Origin of the sequence: Pseudomonas frederiksbergensis (genome assembly GCF_017114915.1) — a bacterium.
In the GTDB taxonomy this organism is placed as follows: Bacteria; Pseudomonadota; Gammaproteobacteria; order Pseudomonadales; family Pseudomonadaceae; genus Aquipseudomonas; species Aquipseudomonas frederiksbergensis_I.
Genome location: NZ_JAAUOE010000011.1, coordinates 58,934 through 79,731, shown reverse-complemented (window position 1 = coordinate 79,731; position 20,798 = coordinate 58,934). Strand labels below are relative to the sequence as shown.

Annotated in this window: 18 protein-coding genes; 7 read left to right on the top strand and 11 right to left on the bottom strand. The window is 58.7% G+C overall.

Annotated elements, in window-relative coordinates:
- Positions 1-70: 70 nt before the first annotated feature.
- Positions 71-1,282: a pyridoxal phosphate-dependent aminotransferase gene (locus HCU66_RS10955; protein WP_007940017.1), complete on the bottom strand. Its 1,212-nt coding sequence runs from the start codon at positions 1,280-1,282 to the stop codon at positions 71-73.
- A gap of 225 nt (positions 1,283-1,507) precedes the next feature.
- Between HCU66_RS10955 and msrB the strand changes: the two genes are divergently transcribed.
- The 3 genes from msrB to HCU66_RS10940 all read left to right on the top strand — a co-directional run bounded on the left by msrB (position 1,508) and on the right by HCU66_RS10940 (position 3,030).
- Entirely contained in the window at positions 1,508-1,903 is a 396-nt protein-coding gene (gene msrB / locus HCU66_RS10950) for a peptide-methionine (R)-S-oxide reductase MsrB (RefSeq protein WP_205888504.1), read from the top strand.
- Positions 1,904-2,086: 183 nt separating this feature from the next.
- The gene (locus tag HCU66_RS10945) at positions 2,087-2,572 is read left to right on the top strand and encodes a glutathione peroxidase (RefSeq protein ID WP_205888503.1); all 486 of its coding nucleotides are present in this window, start codon (positions 2,087-2,089) and stop codon (positions 2,570-2,572) included.
- The gene (locus HCU66_RS10940; RefSeq protein WP_205888502.1) at positions 2,569-3,030 is read left to right on the top strand and encodes a MarR family winged helix-turn-helix transcriptional regulator; all 462 of its coding nucleotides are present in this window, start codon (positions 2,569-2,571) and stop codon (positions 3,028-3,030) included. Before HCU66_RS10945 ends, HCU66_RS10940 begins: the two co-directional genes overlap by 4 nt.
- Here HCU66_RS10940 and HCU66_RS10935 read toward each other — a convergent pair.
- Positions 3,014-5,335 carry a hybrid sensor histidine kinase/response regulator gene (locus HCU66_RS10935; protein ID WP_205888501.1) on the bottom strand — a complete coding sequence of 774 codons (2,322 nt, stop codon included), beginning with the start codon at positions 5,333-5,335 and terminating at the stop codon, positions 3,014-3,016. The two genes, HCU66_RS10940 and HCU66_RS10935, sit on opposite strands and share 17 nt — an antisense overlap.
- Positions 5,336-5,501: 166 nt before the next feature.
- Here HCU66_RS10935 and HCU66_RS10930 point away from each other — a divergent pair, with 166 nt between their 5' ends.
- Positions 5,502-6,392: a DUF815 domain-containing protein gene (locus HCU66_RS10930; protein WP_205888500.1), complete on the top strand. Its 891-nt coding sequence runs from the start codon at positions 5,502-5,504 to the stop codon at positions 6,390-6,392.
- Positions 6,389-6,871: a GAF domain-containing protein gene (locus HCU66_RS10925; RefSeq protein WP_205888499.1), complete on the top strand. Its 483-nt coding sequence runs from the start codon at positions 6,389-6,391 to the stop codon at positions 6,869-6,871. The genes HCU66_RS10930 and HCU66_RS10925 overlap by 4 nt, the downstream gene beginning before the upstream one ends.
- Here HCU66_RS10925 and HCU66_RS10920 read toward each other — a convergent pair whose 3' ends face one another.
- The 8 genes from HCU66_RS10920 to HCU66_RS10885 all read right to left on the bottom strand — a co-directional run bounded on the left by HCU66_RS10920 (position 6,872) and on the right by HCU66_RS10885 (position 17,093).
- On the bottom strand, positions 6,872-9,817 hold the full coding sequence (locus HCU66_RS10920; protein ID WP_205888498.1) for an HD domain-containing phosphohydrolase: 2,946 nt from the start codon (positions 9,815-9,817) through the stop codon (positions 6,872-6,874). It abuts the gene before it with no gap.
- 32 nt (positions 9,818-9,849) lie between these two features.
- On the bottom strand, positions 9,850-13,110 hold the full coding sequence (locus tag HCU66_RS10915) for a transporter substrate-binding domain-containing protein (protein WP_205888497.1): 3,261 nt from the start codon (positions 13,108-13,110) through the stop codon (positions 9,850-9,852).
- Positions 13,111-13,118: 8 nt separating this feature from the next.
- Entirely contained in the window at positions 13,119-13,745 is a 627-nt protein-coding gene (locus tag HCU66_RS10910) for a response regulator transcription factor (RefSeq protein WP_205888496.1), read from the bottom strand.
- Between the two features lie 205 nt (positions 13,746-13,950).
- A complete protein-coding gene (locus HCU66_RS10905) occupies positions 13,951-14,394 on the bottom strand; it encodes a response regulator (protein ID WP_205888495.1) in 444 nt (147 codons plus the stop codon).
- A 171-nt stretch (positions 14,395-14,565) separates the two neighbouring features.
- The gene (locus tag HCU66_RS10900; protein WP_205888565.1) at positions 14,566-15,897 is read right to left on the bottom strand and encodes a deoxyguanosinetriphosphate triphosphohydrolase; all 1,332 of its coding nucleotides are present in this window, start codon (positions 15,895-15,897) and stop codon (positions 14,566-14,568) included.
- A gap of 152 nt (positions 15,898-16,049) precedes the next feature.
- Positions 16,050-16,391, bottom strand: coding sequence for a hypothetical protein (locus tag HCU66_RS10895; protein ID WP_205888494.1), 342 nt, complete (start codon positions 16,389-16,391; stop codon positions 16,050-16,052).
- Complete coding sequence (locus HCU66_RS10890) at positions 16,388-16,777, bottom strand: phage holin family protein (protein WP_205888493.1); 390 nt, start codon at positions 16,775-16,777, stop codon at positions 16,388-16,390. The genes HCU66_RS10895 and HCU66_RS10890 overlap by 4 nt, the downstream gene beginning before the upstream one ends.
- A gap of 1 nt (position 16,778) precedes the next feature.
- Positions 16,779-17,093 (bottom strand): ElaB/YgaM/YqjD family protein, encoded by a 315-nt coding sequence (locus HCU66_RS10885; RefSeq protein ID WP_205888492.1) that lies wholly within the window; start codon positions 17,091-17,093, stop codon positions 16,779-16,781.
- A gap of 306 nt (positions 17,094-17,399) precedes the next feature.
- Here HCU66_RS10885 and HCU66_RS10880 point away from each other — a divergent pair, with 306 nt between their 5' ends.
- On the top strand, positions 17,400-18,608 hold the full coding sequence (locus tag HCU66_RS10880; RefSeq protein WP_205888491.1) for an ammonium transporter: 1,209 nt from the start codon (positions 17,400-17,402) through the stop codon (positions 18,606-18,608).
- 1 nt (position 18,609) lies between these two features.
- Here HCU66_RS10880 and HCU66_RS10875 read toward each other — a convergent pair whose 3' ends face one another.
- The gene (locus tag HCU66_RS10875) at positions 18,610-20,322 is read right to left on the bottom strand and encodes a monovalent cation:proton antiporter-2 (CPA2) family protein (RefSeq protein ID WP_205888490.1); all 1,713 of its coding nucleotides are present in this window, start codon (positions 20,320-20,322) and stop codon (positions 18,610-18,612) included.
- Between the two features lie 199 nt (positions 20,323-20,521).
- On the opposite strand from HCU66_RS10875, the gene HCU66_RS10870 reads away from it, so the two are divergent.
- On the top strand, positions 20,522-20,764 hold the full coding sequence (locus tag HCU66_RS10870; protein WP_019582515.1) for a glutaredoxin family protein: 243 nt from the start codon (positions 20,522-20,524) through the stop codon (positions 20,762-20,764).
- Positions 20,765-20,798: the final 34 nt, after the last annotated feature.

The following is a 20,798-nucleotide window of genomic DNA, read 5'->3' as shown; positions in this document are numbered from 1 at the left end:
AGGACACACAGATATGTTGCTGAATTAATCACCGTGCGACTTTCACAGGCGTCGCACGGTGACAGGTCATTTACTGGCGATAGGATTTGAGGAAGTTGCCAATCCGGCCAATGGCCTGATCCAGGTCGTCGACCCGCGGCAGGGTGACCACGCGGAAGTGGTCTGGCCATGGCCAGTTGAAGGCCGTGCCTTGTACCACCAGCAGCTTCTCCGAAAGCAGCAGGTCGAGCACGAATTTCTCGTCGTTGTGGATCGGGCAGACTTTCGGGTCGATCCGCGGGAACGCATACAGCGCGCCCATCGGCTTGACGCAGCTTACGCCTGGGATGTCATTGAGCAGCTCCCAAGTCCGATTGCGCTGTTCCAGCAGACGCCCTTGCGGCAATACCAGGTCGTTGATGCTCTGATAGCCGCCTAGCGCGGTCTGGATTGCGTGCTGGCTTGGCACGTTGGCACACAAGCGCATGTTGGCCAGCATGTCGATGCCTTCGATGTAGCTCTGAGCGTGGTGTTTCGGTCCGGAAATGGCGATCCAGCCGGAGCGGAAACCGGCCACGCGGTAGGACTTGGACAGACCGTTGAAAGTCAGGCACAGCAGGTCCGGCGCCAGCGAGGCGGTGCAGATGTGCACGGCGTCGTCGTACAGGATCTTGTCGTAGATCTCGTCGGAGAACACCACCAGATTGTGCTGGCGCGCCAGTTCCAGCATGCCCAGCAGGACTTCTTTCGAATACACCGCGCCGGTCGGGTTGTTCGGGTTGATGATCACCAGGGCCTTGGTGTTCGGGGTGATCTTGGCCTTGATGTCGGCCAGGTCCGGCCACCAGTTGGCCTGCTCGTCGCACAGGTAATGCACCGGGTTGCCGCCCGCCAGGCTCACTGCGGCGGTCCACAGCGGATAGTCGGGAGCCGGCACCAGCACTTCGTCGCCGTTGTTGAGCAGGGCCTGCATCGACATTACGATCAGCTCGGAAACGCCGTTGCCCAAGTAGATGTCTTCAATGCCGACGCCTTCCACCTGCTTTTGCTGGTAGTACTGCATCACGGCTTTACGGGCGCTGAACAGCCCCTTGGAGTCGCTGTAGCCCTGGGCGGTCGGCAGGTTGCGGATCACGTCCTGAAGGATTTCATCCGGCGCTTCGAAACCAAAGGGCGCCGGGTTGCCGATGTTCAGCTTTAGGATGCGATGGCCTTCCTCTTCCAGGCGTTTGGCGTGCTTGAGCACTGGGCCGCGAATGTCGTAGCAGACGTTGGCGAGCTTGTTCGATTTGCTGACCTGCATGGCGATGTGTTCCCGAAAATGAACGATCCAGGCGGCGTATGAACGACCGTGCTGGGAATCCTGCGTATTCACACAGGCCTGACGCCTTGAGTGGCGGCACTCATAATCCGTTTGAATGCGCGTGGTCTGGCTGCCAGACTGGCGTTTGACGAGGCGCAATCATACGTGCCGCCCGATCCGTGGAAAAGGTACAGATCGGGCTTTTTCAGTTGCTGAGGTGTATCGATGGAAAAGTTGGAAAAAACCTTGGAAGAATGGCGGGCCATGCTTGATCCGGAGCAGTACAACGTTTGCCGCCTCAAGGGCACCGAGCGGCCGTTTTCCGGTAAATACAATGGCACCAAAACCGACGGTGTTTACCACTGCATCTGCTGCAACGCGCCGCTGTTCGACTCCAAGACCAAGTTCGATTCCGGCTGCGGCTGGCCGAGCTTTTACGCGCCGATCGGTGACAGCGCGATGGTCGAGATCCGTGACGTCAGCCACGGCATGATCCGTACCGAAGTGGTCTGCGCCAAATGCGATGCGCACCTTGGGCACGTGTTCCCGGATGGCCCGCCGCCCACTGGCTTGCGTTATTGCATCAACTCGGTGTGCCTGGACCTCGTTGCCCGCGAATAATGCGAGCCCCGTAGGAGCGAAGCTTGCTCGCGAAGGCGTCTTGGCATTCAACATTGATGTTGACTGGCCCGGCGCCTTCGCGAGCAAGCTTCGTTCCTGCAGATGAACGACGTTCAATATTTTAAATTGCACACAATTCAATTGCTCGCTATGTTTGGTCTTCCTTCATTCGGAGTTCGTGCCATGAGCGACAACCTGCTGAGCATCCCTTGCACCACCATCAAGGGTGAGCAAAAGACCCTGGCCGATTTCGCCGGCAAAGCGGTGTTGGTGGTCAACACCGCCAGCAAATGCGGTTTTACCCCGCAATACAAAGGCCTCGAAGAGCTGTGGCAGACCTACAAGGATCAAGGCCTGGTGGTGCTCGGCTTTCCCTGCAATCAGTTCGGCCAGCAGGAGCCGGGCAACGAGGGGGCGATTTCCGAGTTCTGTGAGTTGAATTATGGGGTGAGCTTCCCGCTGTTCAAGAAGATCGAAGTCAACGGTGCCGGCGCCCATCCACTATTCGTTCAGCTGAAAAAACGCGCACCGGGTGTGTTGGGTTCCCAGGGCATCAAGTGGAACTTCACCAAGTTCCTGATCGGCAAGGATGGCCAGCTGGTCAAGCGTTTTGCTCCGGCGACCAAGCCGCAGGACCTGAGTCGCGAGATCGAAGCCCTGCTCAAATGAACACGTTGTCAGTCGATTCGCTGAAGCTCGACAGCCAGCTCTGCTTCAAGCTGTACGCCGCTTCTCGGGCGGTGATTCGTGCCTACAAGCCGATGCTCGATCAACTGGGCCTGACCTATCCGCAATACCTGGCAATGCTGGTGTTGTGGGAATGGCAGGAGGCGGCGCCGGAGCAGCCGACGGTCAAGGCCCTGGGGGAGCGCCTGGCGCTGGACTCCGGGACCCTGACGCCGCTGCTCAAACGTCTTGAGCTACTGCAACTGGTGCAGCGCCAGCGTTCGACGCGCGATGAGCGCGAGGTTCACCTGAGCCTGTCGCTCGCCGGCAAGGCCTTGCGCGATCAGGTCGGGCCGCTCAAGGCCCGGCTGTTGTGCGATAGCGGTGTCGATCTGGATCGCCTGAATGATCTGCGCGAAGGTCTCGATCACCTGTTGGGGCAAATCAACGCGCTGACGTAGTAGGGATCCACAAGTCGAGCAGGGCCGCCAGTTCTTCCCGGCGGAAGGGTTTGGCCAGGTAGTCGCTCATGCCCGCCGCACGGCAGCGTTCGCGTTCTTCGGACATGGCGTTGGCGGTCAGGGCGACGATGGGCAATTGTGGCCAGCGCCCGCTGCGACGGATCTGCCGGCTGGCTTCATAGCCGTCCATCACCGGCATGTTGCAGTCCATCAGCACCAGGTCGAATTCGCTTTGTTCGAGCTGATCCAGGGCTTCGCCACCATGGGCCGCGACGCTCACCTCGCAACCGAGTTTGCCGAGCATTCCCTTGGCCACCAACTGATTGACCGGATTGTCCTCCACCAGCAGGATGCGCCCGCGTCGCAGGGGCGAGAGGACTTCGACCCGGGCACCGTTGATCGCGTTGAGCTCCGGCTGCAGGATCCGCCGCAATGTCTGATAAAGCGCATTGCGCGCCAACGGCCGCGCCTGCTGCTGCAAGGGCGCCAGGGCATTGGCTTGCTCGCTGGGCAGGAAGCTGCCGTAAGCGGTCACCAGCAGGATCGGTGCGGTGAAGGTAGGGCGCAGGCCAAACAGGCATTCGGGGCAGTCGGTGATCAGCACATCCGGTTCCAGGCCGATCAACCGGTCATCGATGGAACGCTGCTGATAGTCCAGCCCCCACTCGGGCAACAGATTGTTCAGCAGTTCCGCCAGACCGCTGCTGGCGGCGGTGATCGCGATGATATTGCCTCGCAGCGGTGCCGGGGGAGCGGCCCGGGTATGGCAGGGCAGCGGCAGATCCGCGCAGAACTGACTACCGAAGCCCGCTTCCGAACTGATTGTCAGACGTCCTTGCATGGCTTCGCAGAGGTTATAAGTCAGCGCCAGCCCCAGCCCGGTGCCGCCGAATTGTCGGGTGATGCCGGCGCCGGCCTGGGTAAACGGCTGGAAGATTTTGACCTGCGCGTCCTGAGCGATGCCGATGCCGGTGTCACAGACCTCGATGCGCACACCGTCCTCGAACGTTGAAAGACGCACATCGACTCGCCCGAAACGGGTGAACTTGAGGGCGTTGGACAACAGGTTGCTGACGATCTGCCGGACCCGGGTCGGATCACCGAGCACCAGCGCGGGAAATTGCGGGTCGATCAGGCACGTCAGCTCGACACTGGGCGCGGCGTTCTGGGACAGCAGGTTGGCGGTGTCTTCGATCAGCGAGCCGAGGTCGAATGGAATGTGTTCGAGTTCGAGCTGGCCGGCATCGAACTTCGACAGGTCGAGAATATCGTTGAGCAATTCCACCAGCACCTTGCCCGAGTCATGGGCGATGGACAGCTGTTGCTGCTGCTCGGCGTTGAGCGGACCGTCCAGCGAGAGCGCGATCATCCCCAGCAGGCCGTTGAGGGGCGTGCGGATTTCATGGCTCATGTTGGCCAGGAACACCGAGCGCGCCTCGGCCATGTCCAGGGCGGTGCGGCGGGCGACTTCCAGTTCCTCGTTGGACTGGCTGAGCCGGGAGTTGATCGCCTTGAGTTCTGCGGTGCGGGCCGAGACGATGTTTTCCAGTTGCGAGAGGTAGTCGGTCAGGCGATTTTCGGCGTTGCGCCGCTGCTGGATTTCGGTGGCGATGTTTTCGAACTGCTGATTGGCGACCTTGACCAAGACCCCGATTTCATCGTTTTCATGCCCCGCCGGATACTCCAGCCAGGTCGGCTCCGCGCTGCGCGGATCACGGCCACTGAGCTCGCTTATGACCCGCACCAGCGGTTTGGTCAGCATCACGTAAAACAGCGCCAGCAAAATGCCCGTGAGGATCAGGCTGCGCGCGAAGCCGTTGAGCAGGGTCACTTCGGCCCGACGCAGGAAGCGACTGCCAAAGGTGTAGGTATCGACTTCCAGGTGCAAGGTCCCGAGGGATTCGTCCGGCAAGTGGTCGAGGTAGAGGCGGTCTTCGAACTGTCGATTGGCGCCGAACAGGAAGTCGCTGATCACCCGGTCATTGTTTTCCAGCCCCTCGCGTTTGACGCTGGCCAGCACGGTATTGTTGTTGTCGGTCAATTGCGCGCCGATGATCGCGGGGGAGCGCAGCAGGCCCAGGGCCAGCTCCTGGGCGAGTTCGGCGTCGATGTTGTAGGCGATGCGGGACGCGGGGTTGTGGCTGATTTCCAGTAAAGACAGTATTTCCCGGTTGATGGAGGCGTCTTCGCTGGCATAATCGATGCCTATTTGCAGCAAACTGAGCAGCGTGCCCAGAATGAAACCGACCAGCACCGTAAGCTTGGCTTGCTTGTACGACAGCCGCTGGCTGAACTTGATATCCATGGGATGTTGAACCACTTCCGTTTCCCTTCGCTGCTCAAGCATAGTCGATCATCAATGGATACCGATGTTCTCGCAAAACACTTGTATGGGGTGTCGACCGGGCATCGGACGCTGTGTTTCGTCGCTGTACCGCCATCATCACTGTGAACGTGCCCGAGGAGAAGACGTGGATTCCCGATTGAATGCTTTTCTTGAACGCGCCGATGCCGTTCTGGCCCGTATCGAACCGCTGCTGCCCGCGCCTCGGCAAGCGATCGACTGGACGCATTGCCTGGCCGCCCGCTGGCAGCGGGAGGGGCGCAACGGTTTTCTGTTGCCGCTGCAAGTCAGCCTCGAGATGCGTCTGTCCGACCTGATCGGTGTTGACCGGCAACTCGAGCAATTGGGCCGCAATACTCGACAGTTCCTCGACGGCATGCCCGCCAACCATGCCTTGCTCTGGGGCTCGCGTGGCACCGGTAAGTCGTCGCTGGTGCGCGCCTTGCTGGCCGAACATGCCAGGAACGGTCTGCGGCTGATCGAGATCGAGCGCGATCACCTGGCGGACTTGCCGCGGGTGGTCGAGCAGATTGCCAAGTTGCCTCAACGTTTCGTGCTGTTCTGCGATGACCTCTCGTTCGAGTCGGGCGAGGGCGATTATCGCGTACTCAAAAGCGTACTCGATGGCTCTCTTGAGCAGGCGCCAGACAACGTTCTGCTGTACGCCACCTCCAACCGTCGCCATCTGGTGCCGGAAAAGGAAAGCGATAACGAAAACTGGAAAAGGGTCGATGGCGAGCTCCACCCCAATGAGGCGGTGGAAGACAAGATCGCGCTGTCGGACCGTTTTGGCCTGTGGCTGTCGTTCTATCCGTTTACTCAGGAACATTTCCTCAACGTCGTCGAGCACTGGATCGGCCAATTGGCCGACAAGGCCGGCCTCAAGTGGCAGCGTGACGAAGAGTTGGACATCCTCGCGGTGCGCTGGGCCACGGGCCGGGGTAATCGCAACGGACGTTGCGCGTATCAATTTGCCCGCTATTGGGTCGGGCTCAAGCTGTTGGAGCACAAGGCATGATCGATTTACAAAAGAGCGGCCAGGGCCTCGAGGGCTATGGCCTGCTGTGGGCGCAGCTGGAATCGTTGCTGGCGGATGAGCGCGATTTTATCGCCAACGCGGCGCAATTTTCCGCGTTTTTGTTCAACCAGCTCGAAGACCTGAACTGGGCCGGTTTCTACCTTAATCGCAATGAAGAACTGGTGCTCGGCCCGTTTCAGGGGCAGATCGCCTGCGTGCGGATTCCGTTGGGTCGTGGTGTGTGCGGGGCGGCAGCGGCCACCTTGCAGACTCAACGGGTCGAAGATGTACATGCGTTCCCCGGCCACATCGCTTGCGACAGTGCATCGAACAGTGAACTCGTCGTGCCGCTGGTCAAGGACGGTCGTTTGATCGGTGTACTGGACCTCGACAGCCCGAAACTGGCGCGTTTTACCGCTGACGATCAGGCCGGTATCGAGCAACTGGCGGCGATTTTCCTGCGTCTGACCGACTGCTGATCAGGCCTTCAAGCCGGCCTTGATCAGCAGGCTTGAAGAATCGACCGCGTCGATCTGTTGTGGCTCAAGGTATCGGCTGGCGTACTGCAAGTAGATTTCGTCGCTGATGAATAGCCCAAACAACTCAGGATCGATGTGGTCGTCACAGCACATGGTGGCCATTATGTTCAGCGCTTCGCTCAAGGACTTGGCTTTCTTGTAGGGTCGGTCGGCGGCGGTCAGCGCTTCGAAAATATCGGCAATCGCCATCATCCGCGCCGGCAGGCTCATGTCTTCGCGCTTCAACCGTTTGGGATAACCGGTGCCGTCCATTTTTTCGTGGTGGCCGCCGGCGATCTCCGCGACATTATTGAGGTGGCCGGGGAAGGGCAGGTGACTGAGCATCAGGATCGTCTGCACCATGTGGTGATTGATGATGTAACGCTCCTCGCGGGTCAGGGTGCCTCGGGTGATGCTCAGGTTGTAGAGTTCGCCCCGGTTGTACTTGTAGCGCGGCACGTCGAGCTTGAATCCCCATGGGTTGTCGGCCGGGATCAGTTCGCTGTCGGCGCGCTCGAGCAGATGTTCGGGTTTATCCGCCAGTAGCGGCTCGCTGACCGGCAGGGTCGCCGCCGGGGTTCGGGCCTGGCGCCGGTTCTCTTCCCACGAAACGCCCAGTCGATCATCCAGGGTTCGGGTCCAGGTGCGTTGGGCGATGGTGTTCAGCCGATGCAGATCGGCCTCGACCATGGCCTCGCTGCCCAGGTTGCAGCGAGCCACAAACGCGAAATCATCGTCAAGCGCGGCCAGGCTCGCATCGCGCAATTGCGCCAGATGCGCTTCGCCGCCGCCCCCGGCGAGGGCCTGCCAATAGTTGATCCAGGCATCACGCTTGAGGACTTCGAAACGGGTGCGGATTTCGTGGATGCGATCGTTCAGCGTCTCAAGCTTCGTGGCTTTGTCGACCACGTATTCAGGGGTGGTGACCTTGCCGCAATCATGCAGCCAGGCCGCGATGTGCAGCGCTTCCCACTCATCTTCGGTGGGCTGATAGCCGCTGAAGGCCGGGGCCTGACTGGCAGCGGCCGCCTGGGCCAGCATCAGGGTCAGTGCCGGCACCCGTTGGCAATGACCGCCGGTATAGGGACTCTTGGCATCGATCGCGCCGGCCAGCAGTTGAATGAAGGAGTCCAGCAGCTGTTTCTGTTTGGCTTGCAGGCGCTGACTTTCGATACTCACGGCCGCCGCGCCGGACACCGCCTGGAGAAACGCGATGCGATCCGGGCGCAGTTTTTCCAGGTCGCTTTGCGAACCGCTGTCGGCCAGCAGCAGGACCAGCAGGCCGACGGTTTCGTTGTGGCGATTGTGCAGCCGAATACCGATCAGATGAACCCGAGGGCATTGGAGTGCGAGCAAAACCTTCTGCAAATCCCCCGCCTGTTCGAAGCCCAGAGAGGTGACGACATTGTCGGTGTTGGACAGTTCCTGCATCCATTGAGGGCTCTGCGAATCCCGAGGTGTGTGTCCTTGAATGTCAAATGACGGCAATGCCTGCGAGCTGCCGTCGATGACCAGCGCATGAGGCTCCACGCGATCGTCATCACTTTCGCGAAGGTAGAGCAGACCGGCCTGGGCCTGGCCGATCTGCACGGTTTCAAACAGCACCCGTTGCAGCAACGGGGCGAAACGGGTTTCGGCGCTCAGGCTATCGGTAATCCGGAAAAAACTCGCCAGGGTATCTTTCATGCGCGCCATCGACACGCTCAGTTGGTCGACTTCAAGCACCGGCGAGCGACGGCTGGCCGGAAAATTGAAATCGAAACTACGAATCGCATCGGCTTCCTGCACCAGGGCGTGCAAGGGTTTGACCAGGATTCTCGAGGTCAGCCAACCCATGGGCAGGCACAACAGCAGCGTCGCCAGGGTAATCAGCGCCCCTTGCCAGCGCATGCGGTAGGCATCGACGAGCAATTCGTCCTCCGGCACCAACAGCGCCAGTTGCAGCCCTTGGGGGCCACCTTCCTGCATGTTGCTGCGCGCCACGATCCATTGACGGCCCGCGGCATTCAGGCGATTGATCTCAGGGGGGCTGGTGAGTAGGGCCGCGAGGCCGGGGCTCAGGTCGACGGCTTTGATCAGCCGGGCTGTCTGGTCGTTGACGATCAGTTTGCTGCTGTCGGGGTAGGCGATGGCATTACCCTCGGCATCGAACAGCACAATTTCGGTACTGGGGGTCACCACATGGTCGGCCAGGGTCGCCGACAGTTCAGCCAGTGTAAGGTCAGCCCCCATCACCGCCTGCTCGCCGCTGCGCCGCGCGAGCGTGGTGCCGATGTTGTGGGTGGAGAAAAACAGATAGGGTTCGGTGGTGATCTGATCACGATCGTTGCGGGCGCTGGAGAACCATGCGCGTGTACGGGGATCGTAGCTTTCGTCGGGGTTGTCCAGACGGCTGATGAGGGTCAGGTTCTGATCGAAAAACAATGACTGGGAACGGACCTGACCGCTGCCTGGGTGCTCGATACTCCATACCTGATACGCCGCCGAGTCCGGTGCCTTGACCTGTGTTTTCAGGGCGACGCTGCGCAGGGGGCGAACCATGAAGAAATCGCCATTTCCATAGCCCAGGTACAGCGAGGCCAGATCGGGGTTGTCCTTGAGTGATTGGCTGAAAGGCTTGAGTAGCGCCAGGCGTTGCTCAAGGTCGGGTGCCTGGGTTGCCGGATTGTCCGCCAGCAGGCTCAGCAGATGACGAATCGGTTCATAGGTGCGCTGCAGGTCCAGACGGACATCCTGCTCGATGCGCTCGAAAAGCTTTTCACTGCTGGAAAGAATGATCCGCGTCGTTTGCTGATAGTTGAAAATGCCCAGCACCACCCCGGTCAGCAGCAACAGGAAAGTGAACATCACGCTGATATGAATGTGCAGGGGAAACCGGCGTTGATCCGGGCGCAGTGGGTTGGGCATTGCAGATTTCTCCATGATGATTAACACACTGCTCAGCCACCAAGCATAGTTAACGCTCCATCATTCTGCTTTTTGTCGGGGCGCGCCATCTGTTGTTGCAATGCTTGCTCCAGTTCGAGCATGGCGCGCTCCATGGACTTGCAGCAATCGATCAACTGGTCATGGTGGAAACTGTTGTTGCAGGCCTTTTCGAGCGCCTCGCAGCTGTCGATCAGTCGGCAGGCCTGGACGATTCGCGCCGCACCCTTGATTTTGTGGGCGATGTCGAGGAGTGACTGTCGATCTTTCGACTCAGACAACGCCAGCAGCGTTTGCCGATCCTGGCGGTTACTGTTCAGCAGCTCGGTCAGCAATCTGCGGTTCAGTGTCGGGTTGCCACCGGTCAACAGGTGCATTCCCTCCAGGCTGAAGGCCGGATCGCGGACCCTCGGTGCAATGCCTTCGATCCATCGGCTCAAGGCTGTCAGGCTGAGGGGTTTGAACAAGCAATCGTCCATCCCGGCTTGTTTGCAGCGTTGTCTTTCCTCCGGCTGCGCATTGGCGGTGAAACCCAGGACGGTACAGGGAGGGCGCTGCGTGCTCTGTTCATGTCGGCGAATGGCACGGGCCATGTCATAGCCATTCATGATCGGCATGTTGCAATCGGCGATCACCAGGTCGAATGGCTGATTCTTCCATACCTCCAACCCCGCCTCGCCATCCGCTGCGATGTTGAACCGATGCCCCAGAAACTCCAGTTGCTGACACATGAGCAAGCGATTGGCCGGGTGATCATCGACCACCAGAACGTTCAAGGGGGCAGAACCAGGGTGGATTTGCGGCTCGACAGGTTCCGGCATCCGTTCCGGCGGCAGAGTTGCCAGGTTCAGTGAAATCCGGACCTGGGTGCCGACTCCCGGCTGGCTGCTCAAGCTCAGACTGCCACCCATCATTTCGCACAGATTACGGCTGATCACCAGGCCCAGTCCCGCGCCACACCTGGATAACTGACCCGAGTTATCGGCTTGAACGAAAGGCTCGAACAAACGCTGTTGATCTTGCTCGCTGATTCCAGCGCCACTGTCCTCCACCAGCAACTGCAGCTGGACCCGGCCGGGCTCGTCGGTCGGTTGCAGCTCGACGCCGATCCTGACTTGGCCCTGTTGCGTAAACTTGATGGCATTGCTGATCAGGTTGGACAACACCTGCTTGAACCGCATCGGGTCCAACAAGACATCGGTCGCCGGTTTGGCGGGGCTGAATTGCAGTTGCAGTTCGAGGTTTTTCTGCCGGGCCAGCCCGTCGAAGATCCGCACCACCGAGGCTACGGTTTCAGCCAGATTGACGCGTTCCGGGCTCAGGCTCAGACGTCCGGATTCGATGCGCGCAATGTCGAGAATATCGCCGATCAGCTCCAGCAGGTCTTTCGCCGAGTTGTACGCGACGTCGATGGCCGGTCGATCTGGATGGCCAGGATCAATACGTTTGAGTGTCAGTTCGAGCATGCCGATGATCGCATTCATTGGCGTGCGGATCTCATGGCTCATGGTGGCCAGAAAGGTGCTTTTAGCCCGATTGGCTTCATCGGCACGTTCTTTCGCCGCCTGCCGCTGTTTTATCTGGCGTCTCATGTAGGCGTTCCAGGCAACGGATATGAGCAGCAACACACCGGCGCCAATAACGATCTGATAGAACACTCGGTGATAGTTGCGCCAGGTACTTTGCGAGACTGCCGAATAACCACGCCAGCGGTTGTTGATAATGCCCAACTCTTCCGGTGCGATGCTCAGCAGTGCCTTGTCGAGGATGGAATTCAGTTCTTTGGCGTCGCGCCCGGTCGCCAGGGAAAATGCCGCCTGTTGGGTGCCGATGGTGGTGGTGATCTGAAGTGTCTGTTCGAAGATTCGCGATGAGATGAAGTAATTGGCGATCACCAGTGAGTTCACCGCACCTTCAGCCTGGCCCTCGGCGAGCAACTCCACGGCATTGAAGGTGTCCGGGGTTTCAACCAGGTTGATCCGTGGAAACTCTGTGCGCAGATAGTCCACCAGTGGATTGCCTTGGGCAATGGCCAGGCGTTTGTCCTGCAGCTGGGTGAGGTTTGTCGGGCTGTCGGCTGCTTTGCGTGTCAACAGAACAAAAGAGTTCTCCAGATAAGGACGGCTGAAGTTCAACATCGTTTCACGTTGTGCGCTGGGTAGCAGGGCGGCGATCAGGTCGGCCTGATGGTTACCGATCTGCTCGACCATCTCGTCATCGCTTCGGCTGCGCTGGATCTTGAAGCGCAGACCGGTGCGCAATCTGATCAGTTCGAGCAGGTCAGCCGTCACACCCCGAAAGTTGCCGTCGCTGTCGAAAAACGTCAGCGGCGCAAGCGCTTCATTGACCACGACCCGGACAACCGGATGTTGCGCCAGCCAGCGTTCTTCGCGGTGGGTGAGTTGCAGTTTGTGATCGGTGAGAAGAATGTCGCTGCCGGCACTCCAGCGTTTGGCGATGTTTTCTCGCTCGCTGGTGGGGATGGCCTTGAGTACTGCGTTGATGATCCCGAGCAGATCCGGGTTGTTCTTTTGTACGGCAAAGCTGAAACCATGGGCTTCGTGTTTACCAAAGTTGGCCATGCGGATGTTGTTCAGATACCCCTTGTTGATAATGTAGTGGGTTGAAATGGTATCACCGAGAAAAACATCGGCCTGGTCGAAGGCTACCGCGTTGATTGCATTCTGGTAGGACGGGTAGGAGGTGATGATTGCCTTTGGATACAGTGCCCTGACCTCGTTCAGAGGCAGGTAGTGATACACCATGCTAAGCCGCATGCCGGCGAGTCCATCGGTCAGTGACCTGGTCTCTCCTTCCCGTGTTACCAGCACGGGTTGATCCACCGCGTAAGGTGTGGACAGCGCGATGTCGGCATGATCGGCCTCGAACCCATTGGCGGTGCCGAGCATGTCGACCTGGCCTTTTTCCAGCGCCTCGATCGCAGCCCCTCGGGAGGCGAAGCGCTGAACCTTGACGGGCAACCCCGTAACCTTGCCGAGGATGCCTGCGTAGTCGGCGGTGAAACCTTCGTAGTCGTGGCCGCTGAGGGTCAGGTCGAAAGGAGGATAATCCGGGGCCGACGTGCCCAGGATCAATTCACGCTTGTCTTTGACCCATTGTCGTTGTGAGGTATCCAGTTGGACTTCCATGTGCCCGGTCGTTGAGCGACTGAGCAAGGTGTAGTATTCGCTGGCCATCTGCTCTGCGAGCACCGGGGAACTCAAGCATAAACCCGCGACCATGAGTCTTAGATAATCCTTCAAACGACTGGGCATCCTGTTCCTCACACTAACGCGTTACGTTTTGCCATATCGATGAGTTCAACCAGGGATTTGGCTTTGAGTTTCTGCATGAGTCGTTTTTTATAGGTGCTGACAGTCTTGTTGCTGAGAAACATACCCTTGGCGATCTCCTTGTTGGTACGGCCTTGGGCGAAAAGTTGTAATACCATCAGCTCTCTGTCATTGACGGATTTAAATAATTCCAGGTCAGCCCACTGCGCATCGTCACAACGAACGGGGTTCAATGCCTCACTGGGGAAATAGTTGTAGCCTGATAAGACTGCTTTGATCGCGCTTACAAGTTCACTGAGTTCTTCCTGTTTACACACATATCCTGATGCGCCTGATTGCATGCAGCGAATACCGAAAAGTTTCGGACATTGTGCAGTTAGTACCAGTGTTTTTAATGGCGTGCTCATTGCGTTGAAACGGGAGAGAACTTCCAGTCCGTCCAGTTTGGGAATGCTGATGTCGAGGATGATCAGATCGGGCATGCATTCGCGAACCATCTGCATGGCATCGACGCCATTGTCGGTTTCGCCGACGACTTTGTAGCCTTCATGTTCCAGCAGCATTCGAACCGCAAGGCGGATGACAGGGTGATCGTCGACAATAAAAACGGAGTTCATAATCAAATCCCATACGTGCACAGATAAAGCGCGCACCTTAGCTCAGTAGTTGAGGGGGCGCATGAACTGACAAGCCGATAGCAGCAATATAGGAAAAATCCTACGATTGAAAAAGAAATGGACTACGTACAAACTAGGTTTAGAATGAGGAAGGGGTGAAGATTGGAAGGTGTAGTCAATAGTCTGAAACATTGAGCTATAGGTTTTAATTTGTTTCGGTATTATTTTTTGGAGTAGTCGTGTTTTGTTGTGGTGCCAAGGTCAATAGGTTTCTAAAGTCTGATTGTTTCAATGGCTTGATCAAGTAACCCAGCAAGGGCAGCCCATGTTCGCAGGCTGTTGTTTTAAGTTTGTCCAGTTCGACGGATGTCAGGCTGCTCAGAAGTATGGCCTGCCTGATCATTCCGCAGTGACTGGAGAGCTCGATTAAATCAAGGCCTGGAAGGTCGGGCAGGCATTGGTCGCACAGAAGAATATCGAACGGCTGCGCAGCCTTGAGCATTTGTTGCAAGGCACCTTCGGCGCTGTCAGTGGTGGTCAGTTGGGTGAAACCATAACTCTCGAGCAGGTATTGAGTCGCTCTTAGCTGGAAGGGGTGATCCTCCACCAGCAAGATGCGCCAATCGTGTTTGAACATAGGAGTTTTCATGCTTCATCTGTCGAGCCGTGGGAGTGTGATTGTTGCGCGAGATGGCCGAACAATCGATCAGTCAGCTCTGCACAAGGTGTAGGGCGATTCTGTCGACGTTGAAATACAGATGAGTGTCGAGAAATTCAATCAGCCGTTCAGACGTCTCTGACCCGGCTGATCAATGCGCTTTTATCCGTGGCTTGAACGACCGGTCATTTCCAGCGCCATTTCACCGGCATAGCTGTCGGTCATGCCGGCGATGAAGTCAATCATGCGCAAAAAGGACGTGTGCAAAGGGCCATGGGGATCGGGCGCATTGTTGCCCAAGAGGTCAAGTATGCGGCGGTTCTTGAAGGAGGGCGTACGACCGTTGTGCTGTTCCAGCGCCGCGCCGCAAAAAGCGTTGAGCAGGATTTCCAGGGTGGTGTAAGCGCCGATTTCGTGGAGCGTCTTGCGCTTGTCCTGGAAGATTTTTTTGCGCGCCATGTCCTTGGCATTCAAGACGCAGCGTTTGGCCGGGCCATGCATGTGTTCCACTAGGTCGCCCGGCAGCGTGCCGGCCAGCAGCGCGTCCTGTTGCTCGACGAAGGCTCGGGCCGCCGCGTTGGTCAGATGTTCGATGGCTTTACCCCGCAGAATCGCCAGTTTGCGCCGACGTGAATCCTGTGGGCCGAGCTGGCGATAGGTTTCCGGCAGGTCGTCGCCCACCAGATCCAGCAGCAGGGACTCGACTTCGGCGTATTCCAGCAGCTCCATCTCCAGGCCGTCTTCCAGATCGATCAGCGCATAGCAGATGTCGTCGGCGGCCTCCATCAGATACACCAATGGATGACGCGCCCAGCGCTGTTCCTCCAGTTGGGGCAGGCCAAGTTTCTGGGCAATCTGTTCCAGCAGCGGCAGTTCGCTCTGGTAGCAGCCGAATTTGTGCTTCTTGTAGCCCAGTGAGTCGGCGTGCCGAGCGGTCCACGGGTATTTCAGGTAGGTGCCCAGAGTGGCGTAGGTCAGTCGGGTACCCCCTTCGAACTGATGGTATTCAAGCTGGGTGAGCACCCGGAAACCTTGGGCATTGCCTTCGAAGTTGAGGAAGTCATTGCGTTCGGCTTCGCTCATGGCATCCAGCCAGCCACGCCCTGCGGCCTGCTGAAACCAGTGGCGGATCGCGTCTTCGCCGGAGTGGCCGAAGGGCGGGTTGCCGATGTCATGGGCTAGGCAAGCTGATTGCACCACCATCCCCAGGTCGCTCGGCTCGCACCAGTCGGGCAGGGCACTGCGGATGGTTTCACCGACGCGCATGCCCAGTGAGCGGCCGACGCAGCTGACTTCCAGTGAGTGGGTCAGGCGCGTGTGGATGTGATCGTTGCTGGAGACTGGATGGACCTGGGTCTTGCGCCCGAGACGGCGAAACGCGCCCGAGAAAATGATCCGGTCGTGGTCTTTATGGAAAGGGCTGCGGCCGAGTTCTTCCGGGCTGTGCACAGGTTTTCCGAGGCGTTCGCGGGTAAGCAGGGTGTGCCAATCCAAGGCTGGTTTCTCCGTCACGTGACTGATCCCTTAGCTTCCGGGTTCAAGCGGGTCCCTGCAAGGGGAGGCAGGGTTTATTGACATTCGGTTCGTGACCAATCGTCAATAAGCCCTGGAGCCCAACGGTCAAGCATGCAGCCAGAAAGGACTGATCAGTGTTTGCGCGAAGTGCTCTGCATGACCAGTTTGATCAGAGGCCCCAGCGTGGCACCCAGGCGAACCAGCCGGGCCAGGCTGCTGATACCGCCGCCCTTGGCACTCTTGCCGGTCAGAAAACCCAGCCCGATCACGGCTGCGATGCCCCAGAGCGGGGCGTGTTTGATGCCAAAACCGTCTTGCAGGTTGTGCGTCATGTCACGCACTCGTTGCAGGGGGTGCAGCAGTTGTTGGGATTCGTGGCGGATTTCCTGGCGATGCATTTCCATGCGCAGGCGGATCAGCGCCTTGCGCATTTCCGTGCGCGAACTGTTGCGGGGAAGTTCAGGCAAATTCATGGCAACAGACGCTCCCGGTCATTGGCCAGCTCTTCGAGGGTGCCATGGAAGGGCGAGGATTCATCGAAAATCGCCGCTCTCAAACGCATCGCACAGAAAAAGGTTGCGAGGGTGTAGAACGCACAGAGCCCGATGATCGCCGTCAGGCGATAGGTGTCCCAAAACAGGATCAACACCAGCGTCGACAAGCCCACCAGCAACAACAAGGCAAAGACCAGTGTCAGGCCTGCAAACAGCAACAGGCTGACGGTGCGGGCTTTTTGCTCCTGCAGTTCGATGCCGAACAGTTCGACATGGCTGTGCAGCAACCCAAGAAAAGCGGCACCCAGGCGCCGCGGTGAAGAGCGCGTTCCCGTCGCGGACGGGCCGGATTCGCCGATCGCCATATCAGCGCCGAGTGGCTAGCAGGCCAATCAGGAAACCCACGCCAGCCGCGATTCCGACCGATTGCCATGGGTTGGCCTGGACGTAATCTTCCGTGGCGGTGACAGCAGCTTTACCGCGTTCGCGAAGGGAGTCTTCGGTTAGCTTCAGGGTTTCCCGGGCACGCAGCAGGCTGTCGCGGATCTGCTCGCGCAGTTCATCGGCCTGATCACCGGCCAGGGATGCGGTGTGTTCCAGCAACCGTTCAGTGTCGCTGACCAGCGCCTGAAAATCTTCCATCAGAACTTCTTGAGCAGTCTTTGCTGTGGTGCGTGCCATTGGTGATCTCCGTAAGTGGCTTCTGAAGCGTTCGAGTATGAGCCTTGCGCGAAGGTTCAGTACAAATGACTGGTATATCTTTTGCTATGTCGTGGTGCGTCAGCCGGCACCGTTGCGCTGTTGCCGGGCATGATTTCAGGAAAACTCTAACTCAAACAATCAAAACTCACGCATAGGCTCGACTCTTGTGCGCCAAAGCGGTTCATCCGGATCAGTGCTGCGGTACCGGATGAGGTGCAACTTGGTGCGTCGGCCATCTGTGCGAACTGCTTTGGTGCTTTTTTCAGCCTTCAGGTCTGCCAATCCATGGAAAATCTGCAAAGTGCTGTGGACAGTCTGGTCCATAGCTCCAACACGTTGTTCATCCTTATCGGTGCGGTCATGGTCCTGGCCATGCACGCCGGTTTCGCCTTTCTCGAGGTCGGTACGGTTCGGCAAAAGAACCAGGTCAACGCCTTGTCGAAGATCCTCAGCGATTTCGCCATTTCGACCCTGGCCTACTTCTTTATAGGCTATTGGATTTCCTACGGGGTCACTTTCATGCAACCGGCGGCGGTGATTACTGCCGACCATGGCTATGGGCTGGTGAAATTTTTCTTTCTGCTGACCTTTGCTGCGGCAATACCGGCAATTATTTCCGGCGGCATCGCCGAGCGCGCCCGGTTCGTCCCGCAGTTGTGTGCGACGGCGCTGATCGTGGCGTTCATCTATCCCTTCTTCGAAGGCGTGGTCTGGAACGGAAACTTCGGTCTGCAAGCCTGGTTGCTGGAACGCTTTGGCGCCAGCTTCCATGACTTCGCCGGCTCCGTGGTGGTGCACGCCATGGGCGGCTGGCTGGCACTCGCGGCGGTGTTGTTGCTCGGTCCAAGGCAAGGTCGTTATCGCGACGGACGACTGGTGGCATTCGCACCGTCGAGCATTCCCTTTCTGGCGTTGGGTTCGTGGATCCTGATCGTCGGCTGGTTCGGCTTCAACGTGATGAGCGCCCAGACCCTGCAAGGGGTTAGCGGGTTGGTGGCGGTGAATTCGTTGATGGCCATGGTCGGCGGCACGGTGGCGGCATTGATCGTCGGGCGCAATGACCCGGGCTTTCTGCATAACGGCCCGCTGGCCGGGTTGGTGGCGATTTGCGCCGGCTCGGATTTGATGCATCCGGTAGGCGCATTGGTGACCGGTGCTATCGCCGGGGCACTGTTTGTCTGGTGTTTTACCGCGGCTCAAGGCAAATGGCGTATCGACGATGTGCTGGGTGTCTGGCCTTTGCACGGGTTGTGTGGCGTCTGGGGCGGGATCGCTTGCGGCATCTTCGGTCAAACCGCCTTGGGTGGTTTGGGCGGCGTGAGCCTGGTCAGTCAGTTGATCGGCACTTCTTTGGGGGTAGTCGTGGCGTTGGCCGGCGGTTTTTCCGTGTATGGCGCGATCAAGGCGGTCCATGGTCTGCGCCTGAGCCAGGAAGAAGAGTATTACGGCGCGGACTTGTCGGTGCACAAGATCGGCGCCGTGAGCCAGGATTGAATCAGCGTTCTTCATCGTCGGCGCCAGGGTAAAAATCGTGCAGCAGGCGATAGCGGTCATACCGTACCTGGTCGACCCGGTCCTGCACTTGCTGGCCGGGTATGCCCAGCATGATCAGCGCGTGGGAGGCGAGCATCAGGCTGGACTCCAGCAGCTCAGGGACGACTTCGCTGGCACCCGCCGCCTTCAACTCGGCCAACTGACTGTCATCCCGGGTGCGCACCAGGATTGGCACGGTCGGGTTGAACCGGCGTGCTTCCTTGAGTATCAGCAGGGCGATGTCCGTCTTGTCTACGGCAACCACCAACAGTCTGGCGCGCTCCAGCCCTATCGCAATCAGCAGTTCGCCACGACGTGAGTCGCCGTAATGCACACAGGTTTCATTGACCACGGCCTCCTGGACCCGCACGGGGTCGGTGTCCAGCGCAATGTACGGTTGCTGTACATGACGCAGGAAGCGCCCGATGGACTGACCTACGCGGCCGTAGCCACAGATCACTACATGATTGTGCAAGCCGGCGTTGAGCGCGCTGATTTCTTCGAGCTCGGCTTCTTTGTTGGGTTTGCGGTGCAGACGCATGGCGATGAGAGGAGCGGCACGCAGCAGTAGAGGCGTTACCAGCATCGAGCAGAACGTAGCAGCCAGCAACAAGCCACCGAGGTCGGTGGGCATCAGTTTGTTCTGCTGCATCTGCGCCATCAGGGCAAAGCAGAACTCGCCTCCCTGAGCCAATGCCAGGCCGCTGCGCCAGGCGGTTTCGCCATCGCTGCCGCGCCATTTGACCAGCAGTGCGACTACGGAGCCCTTGATCAGCAGTAACCCCAGGGTCAGCCCGAAAATCAGCAGACCGTGGCTGGCAAACAACCGCAAGTCGATCAGCATGCCGATACTGACGAAGAACACCCCGAGCAGGATGTCGCGGAACGGACGGATGTCGGCCTCGATCTGATGTCGGTAGTGGCTTTCGCCCAATAGCATGCCGGCGAGAAAAGCGCCCAGGGCAGGGGAGAGGCCGAGCAGGTGAGTCAGCCAGGCCGTCAGCAAAACGATCACCAGCGCCAACAGCACGAACAGCTCCGCGGACCGGGACGCGGCAACTTCATGGAACAGCCGTGGCAGAAACCAGCGACTGACCAGCAGCAGACCGACGAACAGCACCAGGGTCTTTCCCAACGTCAAGGGCAGCGCCCAATACCAGGCCTGATCGCTGCTGCCGGCGAACACCGGCACCAGGGTCAGCAGCAACACCGCGACCACGTCCTGGAACAACAGCACGGCGATGGCATTCTGACCATGGCGGCTGAAAATCTCCCCCAGGCTGCTCAACTCCTTGCTGACAATCGCGGTAGACGACAGTGCCAGGCCGGCGCCGAGCAACAGGGCAGGTGTGATCGGCATGCCGAACAGCATCAGCAATGCCCCCAGTACGATCCCGGACCCCAGCACTTGCAGGCTTCCCAGGCCAAACACCACCCGGCGAAGTGCGAGCATTTTCGACAGGGAGAACTCAAGCCCCAGGGAGAACAGCAAGAACACCACGCCCAATTCCGCCAGGTCGGGTAAATCTTCGCTTTCATGCACCCAGTTGAACGCTGTCGGCCCGATTATCAGCCCCACGCACAGGTAGCCCAACACCGGTGGCAATCGCAGGCGCTGGAACAGTGCAATCACCACCAGGGAGGAAGCGAGGATGATCAATAGGTTGGCGAACACAAAAAACTCCGGTGAGGTGCTGGTAGCTCAAGCGTAGAGGCAAAGAAAGAAGCGAGCATTGCGCAAATGGTATTGGAAGCGAATGATTTGCATCAGGAGTTTGCCGGAGTCTGTTGAAATCACCGTTGCTCGGACGTCGGCTCGACTGCGTTTGATGGCGGGCCTAGAATGAGCGCTTACTTCGTTTGGTCCTGTCGTCATGCCTCCTGAATGTCAGCTGTTCGGCACCGTTGGTTGCCATCTTTGTGAAGTCGCCGAAGCCATGCTGATGGAGTTTGTCGAGCGTGGTCTGTTGGTGGAGCTGGTGGATATCGCTGACGATGAAACCTGGTTCGAAGCTTACAGCCTGCGTATTCCGGTATTGCGACGGGTCGATACCGGCGCTGAGCTGGGTTGGCCGTTTAGTGCCGAGCAGGTGGTGGCGTTCCTGCGCGAATCCTGATGCCGCTGGCGATATCCACCTGTCGCGATCCTCG

Bases quoted from the DNA above. Each gene is read 5' to 3' on its own strand.
- HCU66_RS10920 (WP_205888498.1), bottom strand. From the start codon at position 9,817: ATGCCCAACCCACTGCGCCCGGATCAACGCCGGTTTCCCCTGCACATT.
- msrB (WP_205888504.1), top strand. From the start codon at position 1,508: ATGGAAAAGTTGGAAAAAACCTTGGAAGAATGGCGGGCCATGCTTGAT.
- HCU66_RS10955 (WP_007940017.1), bottom strand. From the start codon at position 1,282: ATGCAGGTCAGCAAATCGAACAAGCTCGCCAACGTCTGCTACGACATT.
- HCU66_RS10905 (WP_205888495.1), bottom strand. From the start codon at position 14,394: ATGAAAACTCCTATGTTCAAACACGATTGGCGCATCTTGCTGGTGGAG.
- HCU66_RS10925 (WP_205888499.1), top strand. From the start codon at position 6,389: ATGATCGATTTACAAAAGAGCGGCCAGGGCCTCGAGGGCTATGGCCTG.
- HCU66_RS10945 (WP_205888503.1), top strand. From the start codon at position 2,087: ATGAGCGACAACCTGCTGAGCATCCCTTGCACCACCATCAAGGGTGAG.
- HCU66_RS10880 (WP_205888491.1), top strand. From the start codon at position 17,400: ATGGAAAATCTGCAAAGTGCTGTGGACAGTCTGGTCCATAGCTCCAAC.
- HCU66_RS10915 (WP_205888497.1), bottom strand. From the start codon at position 13,110: ATGCCCAGTCGTTTGAAGGATTATCTAAGACTCATGGTCGCGGGTTTA.
- HCU66_RS10935 (WP_205888501.1), bottom strand. From the start codon at position 5,335: ATGGATATCAAGTTCAGCCAGCGGCTGTCGTACAAGCAAGCCAAGCTT.
- HCU66_RS10895 (WP_205888494.1), bottom strand. From the start codon at position 16,391: ATGAATTTGCCTGAACTTCCCCGCAACAGTTCGCGCACGGAAATGCGC.
- HCU66_RS10910 (WP_205888496.1), bottom strand. From the start codon at position 13,745: ATGAACTCCGTTTTTATTGTCGACGATCACCCTGTCATCCGCCTTGCG.
- HCU66_RS10940 (WP_205888502.1), top strand. From the start codon at position 2,569: ATGAACACGTTGTCAGTCGATTCGCTGAAGCTCGACAGCCAGCTCTGC.
- HCU66_RS10890 (WP_205888493.1), bottom strand. From the start codon at position 16,777: ATGGCGATCGGCGAATCCGGCCCGTCCGCGACGGGAACGCGCTCTTCA.
- HCU66_RS10870 (WP_019582515.1), top strand. From the start codon at position 20,522: ATGCCTCCTGAATGTCAGCTGTTCGGCACCGTTGGTTGCCATCTTTGT.
- HCU66_RS10885 (WP_205888492.1), bottom strand. From the start codon at position 17,093: ATGGCACGCACCACAGCAAAGACTGCTCAAGAAGTTCTGATGGAAGAT.